The organism is Lelliottia sp. SL45 (assembly GCF_026672535.1).
GTDB classification, from domain to species: domain Bacteria; phylum Pseudomonadota; class Gammaproteobacteria; order Enterobacterales; family Enterobacteriaceae; genus Enterobacter; species Enterobacter nimipressuralis.
This window is the reverse complement of record NZ_JAPPRH010000013.1, coordinates 1-15439: the sequence shown is the minus strand read 5'-3', so window position 1 is coordinate 15439 and position 15439 is coordinate 1. Positions and strand designations below refer to the sequence as shown.

Here is a 15439-nt window from a genome sequence, read left to right as displayed (position 1 = left end):
TGTGTAAAAATAAAATTGTGAGGTGTAATATTTTTATCTGCACACCAACAAAAATCGTATTCTTGTTTTCCGTCAGACTTTGAGGTGAAAGTTTATTTAATTACAGATTCAGCCTTAACCCAGGCAACAAGCGGCGATCCTTTTGAATTAATATAACCAATTTTTACCCATTTATTATCAGAGGAATATTGTATTATTTTTATTTTATCTCCAGGTACAAGATAGGCTTTAGTTTGAGTATTACTATCTGGAGCAGTGAGTAAATATGCCTTCGAGCTAATTGATGCTTCATTTTCAATACTCTGCAAGTAATCAGAGATAGCATTAATTACAATTTTTTTTGTCTTTTCATCCTCTTTCGCTAATTGTTGATATTTATCTATATTTTCTTTTGAGGGGGCATCACAACGAAGCATATTACTTGCACGTCTGGTATCCAATGAAGATAGTTTATTTTCCATTTTATTGATTGAAGGTCGCATAGAATTAAAATCAAAAACATCAGCGCCTGCATCTTCTGAATTGGCTAATACATCTCCCCCCCCCGTCCAGGTATACCCACATGCTTCTCCATCCCAGTCGCTAACGATACAACCATTGCTCATGTCAACAACGCTACAATAGGCTCTATCTACATACTTTGAAGTACCATCGCCGAATTCTACGGTTCCACCAGAGACACTATTAACAATTAAATATTTCCCAGACGGAGATACTTTTGAAGAACCGTCTTCAATGTAAGTTCGGTCATCCCGACTGAGATCAGCAGAGTAACTATGGTTGGAAAAGATAATTTTCCCCCATGAGTTATCATCGTAGTGTTCACCATTTTTTTTCTGTGAAAATGTTATATTCCCTCCAGTCGGAGACCGGATTACAATATCAGCATTATATTTCTTATTTGCTAAAGGTTTTTCCCCTGTGATTTGCGCTGTCTTTTTGAAAAAAATAATTTTAGGTACAGACATATTAGCATTAACAAATGGTGTGTAGTTGGTAATGGTATATGTGAGAATGTTTTTTTCAATTGACAAAGTTGCTTTACCAACACCACCAAATGTACTTTCAAAAGACACGATCCCAATATTGCCTTTAATTTCCCCATTAATATTCCTATCATTAACTTCAGAGCAATCAACTCTATTTCCATTGTTAGTTATAAAACAATACTTACCAACAAGATGATTACCATCCTCGATTAAATCCAATGTTAACGATTGTGAATCACTATCATCAACCCAATGACCGGAAAAATCGGCCATTGAATGAAATGAAATAAAAACCAACAACAATAGTATTTGTTTCATATATCAACCCTTAAACAATCATTAACTCTATTTATCCAGCCGTTGAGGAATCTAATCTGAGTATTAGGTTCACCGTTGGTTATAGTTAAAGAACGATAATAATCTTTTCTGATTTCTGCAATGCGTGACAATAGTTGCCCCTGATCTTCAACTGCATTCATGCAATGGATCATATCATCATCCATTGTATTGCTCACGGTTAAGTGAGTATTGTATTCATTGTGAAGCATTTTTCTTATTTGCGTAACAGCTCGACCTGATGTGATTGTCCAATCATAGACCATCAATGCAATTTTCGTATTCTCTATTTTACAGAAACCTTTTGGCTCCCAATAATGATTATAATAAATAACTTCCGCTTGTTCTTTTGTCATATTTCTGAGAGTACTTGAAGTAGCTTCAATCCCGAGATCAATAGGAGCATATGCCCTCCAGGTTGCTATAGTGATCCCCATATTAGTCTCACCACCACGATCATAGGGATCATTAACATATCCGCCTTCATGTTGAAGTATTACGCTGGAAATTTTAGAGAATAGTTCTCTACATCTTTCTTTAATACTAATTGCTTCCAGAAAAACAATCGGATGCATATGCCACGGCTCCGGTCCCAGCACCACGCCCTTTTCGGATACTGCCTTCATCCATGTCATCTTATCCAGAAACGCTTCCAGATACGTTTTCCACAACGGCGCATCCGTGGTTAATGTATCCAGATAGGTCTTCCATAGTTGATCGTCCTTGCCGTAGTACCATTCACTGGCATGCTTTGCTATCACCCGGTACAGATGGTCACGGTAGGAAACATTGTGGATCGCCTGAAGGTACTCCTGCTCCGAGTAATATCCGTCCTGGTTACTGTCTATAAATTCCAGCAGGCGCTTGTAGTTGTACTTATTGAGTGCGTGGGTGGTCCGGGTTTCCTCCTGCGCCGCTTTATACAACTGCTCAAGAATACCCTTCACCACGTTATTCGGTTGCTTTATCCCGTCAATCAGGTCAAAGCTCGCAGGGGCTTTATTCAGCGTCACAAACCCGAGCTCCCCTAACGCGTACTGCGACACTTTCTGGACGCTGGCGGCGGCCAGCCAGCCACCTTCCGGGCGTATCTGATAGTATGCCGCATCCTTGTTATTGCTCAGCGTGTTCCCCTCAGCATCAACGCCTGGTACTTTTGCAAGCGTCAGGATCCCCGGAGCCTTTGTTTTTCGACCGCCTGCTGTTATTCCGGTATCGCTCTTGTCAGATAGTGGGGCATCGGCTTTCCAGGTCAGATACGGCGGCGCATCCTCTCCTGCTCTTCCGGGATTAGTGATGAACTTCTCCATATCATCCATGCTCAGGCACTCTATATGTACCTGGTAGCGCGACCGTTTGCCGTTTTCTTCCGGTAGCTGATAAAAACCCATATGACCGAGACTGTCTCCGGCATTGATCGGTACAGGCTCTGAAGGTACATACACATCATTAAAAACGAGTCCACTACCGGATGCTGCCGGTGCAACCGGCGTCAGACTGTCGCCGTCTGATACTACCCATACCCGGTCGCCCTTTTTCAACTTATCCTTATCCCGGCCCAGAGTGACCAGACTGAATGTTCTTGCTGCATCGCCTGGATTCTTACCTGGACGGATGACCTGCTGTGCGGTATTACCGGGCTCGTATGAAAGCGCAAAATCGGCTACCAGACTGCCTGCATTTTTATATTGCAGAACATCGTCAATGCTCAGATAGTACGACCAGTTTGTACGCGAAGTGCAGTTCACAACGCCTTCTGACTCATTAGTGTAAGCCGGAGTACATTTTTCCCACCAGGACGGAACAGGCACCGATTCTGTTGCTTTCAGAGAGCCCTGGTCTGATACCGTCCAGACTTTTGTTCCCGCTGCAAGCTTCTCTCCCGCTGCATTTTTTGTCTCTCTGGTAATGGTCACTTCAGTAAACTGACGCAGGTCAATGCTGCGGGTCACAATAGTGTCGCTCAGCGTGACTACCGTGTCTTTCCCCAGTTTTCCGGCTGCGCGCCCTGCCTGCAAATCTTCCGCACTGGCGTAATAGCGCTGGACGCCAGCCACTTTTCTGTCCGCCAGGCTGCCCTGTTGTTTATAAGCAGCATAAGGCGCCAGATTCATATACAGCGTGAAAAATGTCAGTCCGCTCTCTTCTGTATCACCCGGCTGGATATAATGTTTCACCAGCACAAAAGAGGTCGAAAGGAACAGTTTTTCACCGCGCCATTCAATCGCAGCACTCTCATAGTCCTTACTGACGCGCCAGGCAACAATCTCACCATCCGCCATACAACGAATAAATTGTTCCCCTTTATAGAGCTCGCGACAATATCCGTTCTCAGCTTCACTGTCAGTACTCAGGGCGCACCAGGGAATAGTGGCATCAGTAATATGGATACCGCCATGCCACATTCCCTGACTTCCCACCAGATACAGTCCTGAGCTTTCCCCTCCGACCATCGATAACAACTCTTCCACAGAGGAAAATGCATGACCATTTTTGTTTGACGGTACGGGGTAACTGATTTTGGGTAACGTTGCTGTCATAAATCACCTTCCATGCTATTCACTGGTCCATTTGGCGGAGTTTTTTGTCGTGACCGTCACGTCCGTCGTTTTAAAATCCGGCGTTTCCAGTGGCAGACTGCTGCCACTTCCAGGCACCAGATAGCTCGCGACCTTCATCACCATCATCCCCTCAGAACCATGCTCAATCCCGTTCTTACTCAGCTTCAGATACGATCCGCCACCGTTCAGCGTCAGGGTTTCCGGCGTGCTGATAATAATTTCGTCTTCACTGCTGGTCACGGTCAGCTGCTTTTCTGCAAACAGTGCCATGGTGTTGTGCTGAGCCTGGATCTCGATGTCTCCCTGGTTCGCGACCAGCTTTGCGCCGTTTTTATGCACAAACATACCCAGGGCTTTTTCTACCGTTACAGAAAGATTTTTCATCGCACCGATATCCAGATGCTGACCTGCATTAATAATGGTATTCCGAGTGCTGCTGAGCTGAAGATGCTCACCTGAGGTAAATGCAACCCCCTGCGGAGCGCTACCCAGCAGGACTGAAGACTGGAGGTCTTTGATTTTTTCGGTAACGAGACTGATCTGGGTGTTGATATCGGATACCAGGGCACCGGCCGCTTCTGCGGCACTGTTCAGCGCCTGCATCTGGCTGTTGGCCTGGTTAATCTGATTAATGGCAGGGGCCATTTCCAGCACCGGCCCCTGGGCTTTGGACTGGGCATCCGCTGTCAGGAACAGCCCTTTTGCCGCACGAACCGCGCCATGCTCATCCGTTCGCAGTTCAAAACCGGCGCCGCGCTTTTCTCGCTGGCCATTGACCAGGTGTCCCATGTTCAGTTGCGTTTTGCCATATTCCGTCGCGAGCTTGATATGCTCTTCCTGCCGCTTATCCTCCATCCGCAACTTATTGTTCGCCGGGGTACGCCACACGTTCCGCGTATGATTGTCACTGGTGACATGGTCCGGATGTTCTGAGTCGTGCAGGGCATAGGCGATATAGGGGCGATCCGGATCCCCACTGTCAAACATAATGGCCACTTCAGTTCCGTCGATAAGCGGGGAGTGGAATCCGTAGGTATCACCGGCATAGGGTTTAGCCAGTCGCAGCCATAAATAGGCATAACCCTGTTCAGAACTACTGCGGTCAAAGTCCAGCTTCACACGGTAGCGCCCGTCCGGGTCGAGCCAGGAATAGGTGTCGCCTTTCTGTGCACTTTCGACCCGGGCAGGCAGCGAGCCGGATATCACCGGTCGATTGAGCAGTGCCGGACGATAACAGACGGTTTCACTGTAGGGGATACCCTCAAACGTCAGCGTAAAGCTACTTTTGCGCGAACCGCTGGTGCGCACCGTGGTGATGACGATACCTTCTTTAACCGCATCAGGTAACGTTCCGTCCGTTTCCAGTACCTGACCCGGCGCAAGATGAGGGCTGGAGGAATGCCCGGTGACGTGATATTGCGCATTCAGAATGCGTTCGTGACGCAGACGGGCGAAATACGCTCCGGTCTCTGTGCTTTCAGTATCACCCTCTGTCAGAAAGGGCTCCGCATAATGGTACGTTTCCCCGGTGGTGATCCCTTCCTTACTAAAAATGCTTTCGGAACTGTCCTGAGGTTTCAGTGCATCACGGTAGTTGTAGTCACGGGTGGCCACACTCCCGCTCACGACATTGTAGCCAGTCTGAATATCCCAGATACTCTCCTGCCCGCTGTCGCTCATCCCGGCCTGATTACGCAATGGCAGGATGACACCAAATTCATACTGCTGCTGGCTGTCCTGGAAAATAACCACATCCTGTTCAAGACGGCTGTCCATTTCATAGCGCCAGTAAATGCCCACTTCTGCCAGCAGACGCTGGATAAACTCAAGGTCGGTTTCCCGCCACTGGGTGATGAGCTCCTGGGATGGATACTCCCGGGAGAGCCGGAACTCAAAATCAGGACCTTCCAGACCGTGTTTACGCAATACCTGTTCAACCACCTCAATAACCGACTGATTGAGGTAGATCTCGCTTCCTTTCGTATAGTCCAGAAGAGCGATACGGGGAACGATCGTCAGCGCGTAGTGGGTATCATCATTCGACGTGGACACACGACGAAACGACGCCACTACGCCAAAAACCGTCCGGACCGGCAGAGCCGGTGTCCCGTCAAACATCGGGGTCTGGAAGGTAAATGACGCGGGTTTCAGCAGTAACGTGTCACAGGCGATATCTTTAGAGGAGCAGGTGACCGCCACGTCATAGCGCCATGGCTGGCTAAGTGATTCAACGGCGTTGTAACGCAGAGCATCAAGAAAATCGCTGCATTCATGCACATCAACCCGGTAACGAGACTGGCCTGACAGCTGTTGCACCGCGTCGGTTGCCTTCCTGATAAGTGTTCCGCTCATAACGCCTCTCCTTCTGCCTGTTCATCAAATTCCAGCACAATGCCCTGTTCGTCATCCCAGGTCAGTTTTAGCGAGGATGGTTTTTGTTTTGCCGCCATATGGCTCAGCAACTGTTGACTCAGAACCGGCAGGATCTGCTGGTTAAGCAGACTGTCCACGTTGCGGGCACCGGTATCCGGCAGCAGACAGGCAGCCGTCAGGGTGTCGATGAGACTTTCGCCGATGTGAGTGGAAATGCCGTAGTGACGTTGCAGACGCGTGCTCACCTGTGCCAGTTTCATGCCGACGATGGTGCGCATGGCATCCATTGCCAGTGGGCGGTATATCACCGTCTGGAAGCGAGCCAGTAAGGCAGGCTGGAAATGATCGCGCAGGGTCGGACGTAACAATTCATGCAGATCGCTCTCCGTGGCTTCTGGTTGCTCTTCCAGCAGCTGCATCAACTGATCACTGCCCAGGTTGGACGTCATCAGGATCACGGTATTGCGGAAATCAATTTCACGCCCTTCCCCGTCCCGCATAAAGCCCCGGTCAAAGACCTGATAAAACAGGTTCATCACATCCCGGTGGGCCTTCTCCACTTCATCGAGCAGCACCACGCTGTACGGCCGCTTACGGACTGCCTCGGTGAGAATGCCGCCCTGACCATATCCGACATAGCCTGGAGGGGAGCCTTTCAACTGCGAGACCGTATGCGGCTCCTGGTATTCGGACAGGTTGATGGTAATGAGCGATTTCTCACCACCATACATAACGTCAGCAAGCGCCAGCGCGGTTTCTGTTTTGCCCACTCCGCTTGGGCCCACCAGTAAAAATACCCCCTGCGGTCCGTATTCCGGCGTCAGGCCGGTTTTTGACGCTCTCAGGCGTTGCGCTATGGCATTCAGGGCAGGACTCTGTCCGACGACACGGGTTGCCAGTTGTTCTTCCAGCGTCAGTAATTCGGTTTGCTCATCTTTCATCAGCGAGGAGAGGGGAACACCTGTCCAGTCGGCGATAACGGTCGCAACGGTGCGGACATCAACATCCAGACCCAGTAATGGGCTGTTATTCTGAATTTGGGAGAGCTCCTGCTGGAAGGCGGAGATCTCTTTCTGGCGGCTGATGTCTTCCCGGCAGGCTTTCAGCGAGTCGGTGAGCTGCTTTTCGGTCTCATACTGTGACTGAAGGGCCATTTTTTGCTGGCTGAGCGCCTGGGTCCGTAGTTCAATGACTGCGGCAGACGACTTGCATCAACACTGTTACCCAGAGAAATATCTTCCAGCAAGTCCTGTGCTTCCATGGCGAGCGCAGTCAGGCGTTCAGCCTGCAACCGGTAAGGTGTTCCGGCAACGTATCCAGACTCATCCGCACGCGGGCGCTCGCGGTATCCAGCAGGTCAACCGCCTTATCCGGCAGCTGGCGGCCGGTCAGGTAGCGGCGGGATAACGTCACCGCAGCCCGGACGGCCTCACCGGTAATATGTACTCCATGATGTTCGGCATAGCGGGATTTAAGGCCGCGCAGCATCAGGCAGGCTGTCTCATCATCGGGCTCATCAACCTTTCACCATCTGGAAGCGGCGCTCCAGGGCAGCGTCACGTTCAAAATACTGTTTGTATTCAGACCATGTGGTGGCCGCAATGGTGCGCAGTTCACCGCGAGCCAGTGCCGGTTTCAGCAGGTTGGCCGCATCTGCCCCGCCCGCCTGATTACCGGCCCCGATGATGGTATGAGCTTCATCGATAAAGACCAGCACCGGCACCGGGGAGTGCTGGACGGCGTCGATGATATTTTTCAGACGCTGTTCGAACTCCCCCTTTACACCGGCGCCCGCCTGAAGCAAACCCAGATCCAGCGTTCTTACGATGACAGGCTTAAGGCTTTCAGGCACATTACCTTCAGCAATACGTAGCGCCAGGCCTTCAACCAGGGCCGTTTTGCCGACGCCAGGCTCACCCACCAGAATGGGGTTGTTCTTACGACGTCTGGAGAGAATGTCCACCATCTGACGGATTTCGTTATCGCGGCCAAAGACCGGGTCAATCTTTCTTTCCCGGGCACGGGCAGTCACATCGACTGTAAAGCGATTGAGCACGGCCTCTTCCTGTGAAACGGCGGGAAGAGCACCTTCCTTTTCAGGTGGGTTTTGCCATCCGGTGCCAATGGCGCTGCTCTACCCATCATGGTGACATTGCCTGCTGATTCGCCGAGAGCCGCGTCACGGCGCTCATCTGACTGGGTTTCCAGCAGGGGACGTAACCTTTCCAGTTGGCTGGTGGTCCAGCGTCATTAAGGGCCACAGGACGCCATTCTGCGCGTCAGCCCTGACGTATCAATCATGGCCGTGAGCAAATGAACGCTGCGGATCTGCTCATCTCCGGCGAGCGTGGCGGCAAGCCAGGCCTGTTTCAGCAGGGTCTGGAGCCTTCAGAGAAATCCGGTCGGCTGCGTACTGAACGTGGCTGTGCATCAAGCCAGCTCAGGAGTGACTCCTGCCAGACGGCATCCATATCCCATTCATAGCGACGGGCAAGAACGGTCAGGTCACCTTCGCCCTGCTCCAGCAGCTTTAACAGCCAGTGCTCCGGCGTGATTTCTGCATGCGCACGGGTCTGGCAGAAAGAAGCCGCACCTTCCAGCGCTCTGGCGCAGTAAGGGTTAAGTCGTCGTAGCAGGACTGCTGAATGATGTTCCATGTCGTTCCCTCGTGTTCAGGCACGCTACCGCCCATGGCCGTTAACCGATGCCCATAAGGTTCATGCCGATAAATGATGAGACTGCTCTGCAAAGCGTCCGTACTGGCAGGCGCTGCGGAGCAAAACAAAAATGGCGGACAGAGGAGATCTGTCCGCCAGGGTCTTACGCGGTGGTGCGTTCGTTCCAGGAATCGGAATGAATGATGTTGCCGTCTTTGTAGGTCCAGGTGATCTTTTCGTATCGCAGCTCGATCTGCTCAAGGTGATTATGCTTCTCGAAGGAGGCATCCTTGATGTCGTGCATTTTCGGATGCGACTTTCACCAGCTTGACGTTTTCCAGTTTGGTGTTGAAATATTCCACTTCCTGACCGGCGTCGTTGATTTTGTACCACTTAAACTCAGCAGATTTCAGGGTCTGGCCAGTGGTCACCGCTTTGTACAGATACGGGCTGGAAGAGTCGATTTCTTTGGTAAACAGGAACGGCGTGTGAATACGGGTTCCGGTCAGCTTGCCAGTGTTGTTATCGGTCGGGATGTACAGGTTATGTTCCTGAGCAACAACTTCGATGCTTCCTTCGCGATCTTTCACATCTACGGAACCCTTGATGTCAGCGCCACCATCGTCTTTCAGCCACAGATAAACCGGGATTGCCATGTTTACTTCTCCATTTCTTGAGTTGAAACGTCACGAACATCCTGTGACGCGTTTTTTGAGCCTGGCAGACGACAGGCGTCAGCCTGCGGTACCAGACTGATCTCGACACGCCGGTTATGCGAACGGCCATCAGGCGTGTCGTTTGATGCAATAGGTCGGCTGTCACCGTAACCCTGCACGGCAAAGCAACTTTCCGGTACGTCCCCGGTATCACGCATCCAGTTACGGACGGCCTCAGCCCGTTGTAAAGACAGGGTCTGGTTGAGCTGAACGCTACCGGTATTGTCTGTGTGGCCGCTGACCACGATAAGCCAGCCTGGTCTGGCTTTGATCCCGACCAGCGAGTTGACCAGCATTTTGGTGGAGCCCGGTTTCAGCACGGACTTACCGGAATCAAAGAGCGACATGCTGTCGAGACGAACAATTTTCGGTACTGATTTTGGTTCAGGGGCTGTTGGGGCTGTTGGTGGTGTCCATGTATCGATAGCCTGCTGCAAGGCCAGCCACAGGCGTTGCCCTGGGTAATAGCCCAGGCTGTAACGCAAAGGCTCACCCTGGCGCTGCCAGCGTTCAAGCAGGAGGGCATCCTGCTTCAGGGCGGCCAGTGATTCTGCCTTAGGGCGATAGTGGTTCATCGGGATTGCATTCCAGCGCTGCAAATCGGTACTCACCTGACGGATCAGGTCACGGTTATTGAGCGCAGAAATACCCAATGCGGTCAGTGCACACAGCCACATCAGCAGGATCAGGCGACGGGTACGCTGGCCCCCGTGGACAGTTGAAGCATAAGGTGGCAGCAGCGGCAGAACCGCATCCGGAAACAAACTTGCCGGTGCAGTCTGCCCGGGTTTCCGGGTAAACCGCAGGCAGGGGCGGGTATATAGCCAGTCGGCCCAGACTGACTCTGTACAGGGAAGGACGGTACCGAGGCGCATTGCCACAGAGAATGCTCGTTCAGGAGGCGTTAACCGATCAGGCTTTTCCAGCTCTTCAGCCAGCGTATTACGGATAAAGGAAAATGCCTCGCTGACGGCTGGCAGTGCCAGGATATTGTCTTCCGCCTGCTGCCAGTCGATGAAAGCCTGCGGCGAATCATTTACCGGACAGACAATCGGCTTATCACCCCGAACGATTATCCAGGGCGTTTCTGGCCCGGAAAATTCTGCACTCAACACAACCGGTAGTGTGAAACCCGTCAGGGATGTAATCTGCTTACACTGCTGGCGCAGCGTTTTCAGTGCGGAACGAAGAACGGCTTCATCCTGATGATGGTCTGGCAGGCAGCGGTACATCACCGAAAGCTGACCAACCTGGCGCGGGAACTGCGTCTGGATACTGCGGACAACGTCAGTTAACCGGGTGACGTCACCCGCCCGCAGCCACCATCCCTGGGCTGTTTTACGCAGAGGACTCCCCTGAAATAACGCGTCCAGCATATCACCGCACACCAGTACAACGGGACCCCGGACGTCGGGTAAAGGCAGTTCAGCGGCCGGGAGAGTAACGTCGGATGTGGGCTCTTCGCTCCGACAGTTTTTAAAAACAGTCCAGCCTGCCAGAACGAGGATCAGCAGCGTGGACAGACCGTTAAAAACGTTGCCTGTCGGGATGAAATACCACAGCAACCATAACAACGTGGCAACGGCTGCCAGGGCGTGCAGGACTACCGGAATGATGACTGATCTACGCATTAGCCATGCAGCTCCGGTATTTGTGCTGACAAGAGTGCCTGGAGCCAGAGATGGCCACCCCACCAGATAACGCCCGTAAGAATGACGGCGAGCGCTATCCAGAACCAGACTGAGCGCATCAGACTCCAGCGATGTTTACCCATCCGGTGAACAACCAGAGACAGGCCAGCATCAGGCGGAGAAACACGTTCAGAAAGAGTTTTCATTACCTCATCACGTTGCGACTGGCTGACCGCTTTCAGGCTGTATAACCCCTGAAAGCCCAGCGCTATCACCCGGTGATAGCAGGTTAAAACGGCCGGGTTCGGTGAGGGCTGACGCAGAATCTCTGCAATGCGATCCCATAGCGCCTCACCTGCCCGAAGTGAGCCAAAAAAACGGGCCTGAAGCGGCGCTTTACGCCAGGCCGCCTGGCCTTCATCCACTTTCAGCGCCTCACCTTCTTCGCTTTTTTCAGACTTACGGCTCATCACCGTTTCATCCAGCAGGGCACATTGTGCGTAGGAAATATGCTCCACACTGGCGTCGTCATAACCGGCACGCTCCAGCGCTTCCCGCACAGTTTCAACCTGTTTAACGCATTTGTTGTAAAGCGCAGTGCCATCAGGCGTGACGGCACCTTTTTTTAGCATGGTGACGGTAAGCCAGGTCTCCGCCATCAGCTGGTCGATATCGATATCCTGTCTCATGAGCGCAATACCGCAAACAGTTCAAGTTCCAGGGCGCCAAGTAGCTCAGGCACATAGAACATACATACCCCCTGCTCCTGCATTTCATGTGCAGCGGGACTTTCCATATCAAGGGCGAAGTACTGGTTTTCCATGCGTACAGGCAATGCTGCCGGGACCCTGCTCACCGGGATCAAAGGGATCCCTTTGAGTGCAGCACCATAGATCTCGCGGACATCATCAGGTGAACCTGCCTGACAGAGTGCAGGGAATTTTTCGGCGACCTGCCAGGCCGGGATATCCGAGCGAACAGAGAGATAAAGGTCAGCCTCTTCACGCAGGCGGATATCGTGGAGGCTGGCCTTCCAGGTCTGTCCGTCCGGTCGGGACATTTCCAGAGCAATGACCCGGGATGGCAGACTTGCTTCCAGCAGCTCTGTGACCAGGTCAAAGAGCGGAGGAAATGCACTGGCCGGTTCCTCGTGGTCATAGCCCGGTATGGCGTCAGGATCATGGTCCAGGGAAAAAGTCAGCATACTGCCTGCCAGACGAGCGAGCTCTGCCCACACCTGTTCTGGTGGACGGGAAGGAAAACGTTCGTATTCCGTCAGCACTCTGGCGTGAGAATTCAGCGCATTCAGCAACCAGAAAAGGGAAACATCGGCAACCGCGAAATCGGCAAGCCTTTCATTACTTTCCCGTCGCATGGTCATCAGTCGCTGACGTCGGGAACGTAGCTGGCGATTGAGCAGCACCAGACGTTCGCGAAGGACCGGGCTTGCCCCAAAAGATGCCACTGGAGGAATAAAAGATGGATCCTGTCGCCACGCATTTTGTCCATCCCGGATAAGCCTTGCTACCGGGCAGACGTTCCAGGAATCATTGCTTTCATGGGCAAACCGGATGGTGAAATTATACCGGGCAACGGCCATGGATTCTTCTTCAGAGCCAAAGGCATCCTGCAACGTCACCCATTCTTCGCGATAACGAAGCGGACGATCCGGGGATATACCTTCCTGCTCAACGTTGGCAATACCCGGCTGCATGTGAGGCAGTGCGATGACAACGGTTACGGAATCGAGACCTGCCAGCTGGCTGGCATCTAACTCACGCGGCGCGGGAGGCAGATCGCTCCTTTGCGCATCAATAAGCGTTCCATCTTCCAGCCAGAGGCGTAACTGCGTAATCTGGATCAGACCGGACGACAGAAGACCGTCATTAAGTTCAATCTTTTCCACACCCCAGGGAAATGGGGATGCCAGTGCAGATGCACCGCGACTTCGAAAACACTCCCATTCAGCCTGCTGCTGGAACTGCTGAGGGGACAGTAAAGCCCCCTCGTTCCACAGTGGACGATAAATTTTCATCCCTGCTCCTGGCTTATGCTTTTGCTTTCGGCATCTGGGATACCAGCGACAGGCTGACGTCCATGCCTTCCACCTGGAAGTGCGGTACGGCGTACAGCTTCACGCGGAAGAAGCCCGGGTTGTCCTCGATGTCTTCAACGATGCCTTTGGCATCGCGAAGCGGGTGTGCAGCCTGCAGGTCATCGCCCGGGTCGGTCATCTCGGTCACCAGACCTTTCACCCAGGTATTGAGCTCAAGCTCCAGCAGACGGCGGTCCTTGGTGGTGCCGATGTTTTCGCGCTGAATAATCTTCAGGTAGTGCGCAATACGCGACAGCAGGAAGATATACGGCAGACGGGCGTTGATGCGGCTGTTGGCGGTCGCATCAGCCGTGTCGTACAGGGCCGGCTTCTGGGTGGAGTTAGCGCTGAAGAAGCAGGCGTAGTCGCGGTTCTTGTAGTAGCTCAGCGGGATGAAGCCCAGATTCGCAAACTCAAACTCGCGGGTTTCCGGTATCATCACCTCTGACGGGATTTTCACCTGGCTGCCGGTGCCGAGGTCATACAGGTGGATGGGCAGGTCCTGAACGGCACCACCAGCCTGCGGGCCACGGATTTGTACGCACCAGCCGTTGTTAATGAAGCTCTTCACCATGTTGGCGGCAAAGGCAAACGAGGCGTTGGTCCACAGATACTTCTCGTGGTCAGGCCCTTTGACGTCCTCAACGTAGTTGAAGCTGCGAACCGGCACGGTATCAGGGCCGTACGGTAAACGTCCCAGCACGCGCGGCATCACCAGGCCGATATAGCGGGCATCGTCGGTTTCACGGAAGGATCTCCACTTGATGTACTCAGCACGGTCAAAGTAGTTACCGATATCCTTGATGGCCGCCACTTCTTCCATCGAATCCTTCAGGAAGAATGCCGGGCCGGCCGAGCCGATACACGGCATGTGCGCGGCAGCAGCCACCTTCGAGATGTTGCGCAGCAGGGCAACGTCCTGCGCAGAGGCATCAAACTCGTACGCGGAAATCAGGGCCGCAACCGGCTCACCGCCCGGAGAATCGTATTCTGAAACGTACGTGTGCTGGTAGAGTCCGCTCTGGATAATCTCCGGCGCGTCCTCAAAATCCTGGCGCAGGTCGTTTTTGGACATATCCAGCAGCTCAACCTTCACGTTCTGGCGAAAATCGGTTTTATCCACCAGGGACTGCACGCCCGCGCCACAGGCTTTCAACGGCCTGGAAGTCCGGGTGGTGCATCACCGCATCCAGCTGGCGGCTAATCTGGTAGTCCAGCTCCGCAATATGGTGGTCGATGAGGTTGCGGTCGAGCTTCTCCACTTTTGAGCCCGCTTTCGTCAGGCACTCCAGAAACACCTGCATGCCGGCGGTCAGACGTTCATCCGCGGTCGCCTCCGACATCGCCTGCGCGTCCTGCCAGATGTCCAGCGCGCTGAGCTCAGAAACCGGGGTCAGGCTGATTTTTTCAAACAGGGAGGCGTACACCCCGCCGGCGGAAGGACGGTCCAGGACAACGGTTTCGCCACCGGTATTCAATTCATTCTGTACAGACATGAGCATCTTCTCTTTGTTAATCCGTTACGTGCTGCGGGCGTTATGGCTGTTTCGGGGCAAGGGCGGAGAGTTCACCGCGCAGTTCAGCGCTCAGTGACGGGTCGAGGAGGATTTTTTCCAGCTCCCGGCGAAAGGCGGTGTTGTCCATCAGGTTGGCCTTCAGGTCGCGGAGCAGGCTGCGCATGGCAAGCATGGCTTTCAGCTGTGGAATTTGACGGGCGACCTGTTCCGGTTCGAAATCCTTCATGTCGCGAAAGGCGAGCGTAATCGCATCTTCGCTGCCGTCGCCGGCCAGGGTATTTTCCACCGCCATGCTGACTGACGGTGAGAATTCCGCCAGCACGCTGTTCATGTTATTTTTATTAATGTTGACCTTCTGGCGTTCAGAAAGGGGACGCTGTTCGGCACCGTTGCTGAAATCACCGGCAACCAGCAGCTTCAGGGGAAGTTCAACCTTCTTTTTAGCTGTTCCCGTATGCAGATCGAGCTTTATGTTGACCCGGGACTTTGGTATTTCTGACTGATAGCTCATTGTCTGTCCTCCGTTTGTTTTTTATTTACCTTGTTTCAGTCCAGACACCGGAA

Annotated in this window: 7 protein-coding genes and 3 pseudogenes; all 10 read right to left on the bottom strand. The window is 52.6% G+C overall.

Annotated elements, in window-relative coordinates; translation table 11 throughout:
- Positions 1–92: 92 nt before the first annotated feature.
- Entirely contained in the window at positions 93–1307 is a 1215-nt protein-coding gene (locus OVA10_RS25145) for a hypothetical protein (RefSeq protein ID WP_268197193.1), read from the bottom strand.
- Positions 1304–3865: a glycoside hydrolase family 108 protein gene (locus OVA10_RS25140; protein ID WP_268197192.1), complete on the bottom strand. Its 2562-nt coding sequence runs from the start codon at positions 3863–3865 to the stop codon at positions 1304–1306. Before OVA10_RS25140 ends, OVA10_RS25145 begins: the two co-directional genes overlap by 4 nt.
- A 15-nt stretch (positions 3866–3880) precedes the next feature.
- The gene (locus OVA10_RS25135) at positions 3881–6238 is read right to left on the bottom strand and encodes a type VI secretion system Vgr family protein (protein WP_268197191.1); all 2358 of its coding nucleotides are present in this window, start codon (positions 6236–6238) and stop codon (positions 3881–3883) included.
- Positions 6235–8916, bottom strand: a pseudogene (gene tssH, locus OVA10_RS25130) (type VI secretion system ATPase TssH). The gene OVA10_RS25135 and the pseudogene tssH overlap by 4 nt, the downstream one beginning before the upstream one ends.
- 163 nt (positions 8917–9079) lie before the next feature.
- Positions 9080–9572 (bottom strand): annotated as a pseudogene (locus OVA10_RS25125) (Hcp family type VI secretion system effector).
- A 2-nt stretch (positions 9573–9574) separates the two neighbouring features.
- On the bottom strand, positions 9575–11263 hold the full coding sequence (locus tag OVA10_RS25120) for an OmpA family protein (protein WP_268197190.1): 1689 nt from the start codon (positions 11261–11263) through the stop codon (positions 9575–9577).
- Positions 11263–11952 carry a type VI secretion system protein TssL, short form gene (tssL, locus tag OVA10_RS25115; RefSeq protein ID WP_268196948.1) on the bottom strand — a complete coding sequence of 230 codons (690 nt, stop codon included), beginning with the start codon at positions 11950–11952 and terminating at the stop codon, positions 11263–11265. The genes OVA10_RS25120 and tssL overlap by 1 nt, the downstream gene beginning before the upstream one ends.
- Positions 11949–13298 (bottom strand): type VI secretion system baseplate subunit TssK, encoded by a 1350-nt coding sequence (tssK, locus tag OVA10_RS25110; RefSeq protein ID WP_268197189.1) that lies wholly within the window; start codon positions 13296–13298, stop codon positions 11949–11951. The genes tssL and tssK overlap by 4 nt, the downstream gene beginning before the upstream one ends.
- A gap of 13 nt (positions 13299–13311) precedes the next feature.
- Positions 13312–14860 (bottom strand): annotated as a pseudogene (tssC, locus tag OVA10_RS25105) (type VI secretion system contractile sheath large subunit).
- Positions 14861–14894: 34 nt separating this feature from the next.
- A complete protein-coding gene (tssB, locus tag OVA10_RS25100; RefSeq protein ID WP_050862708.1) occupies positions 14895–15386 on the bottom strand; it encodes a type VI secretion system contractile sheath small subunit in 492 nt (163 codons plus the stop codon).
- Positions 15387–15439 lie beyond the last annotated feature (53 nt).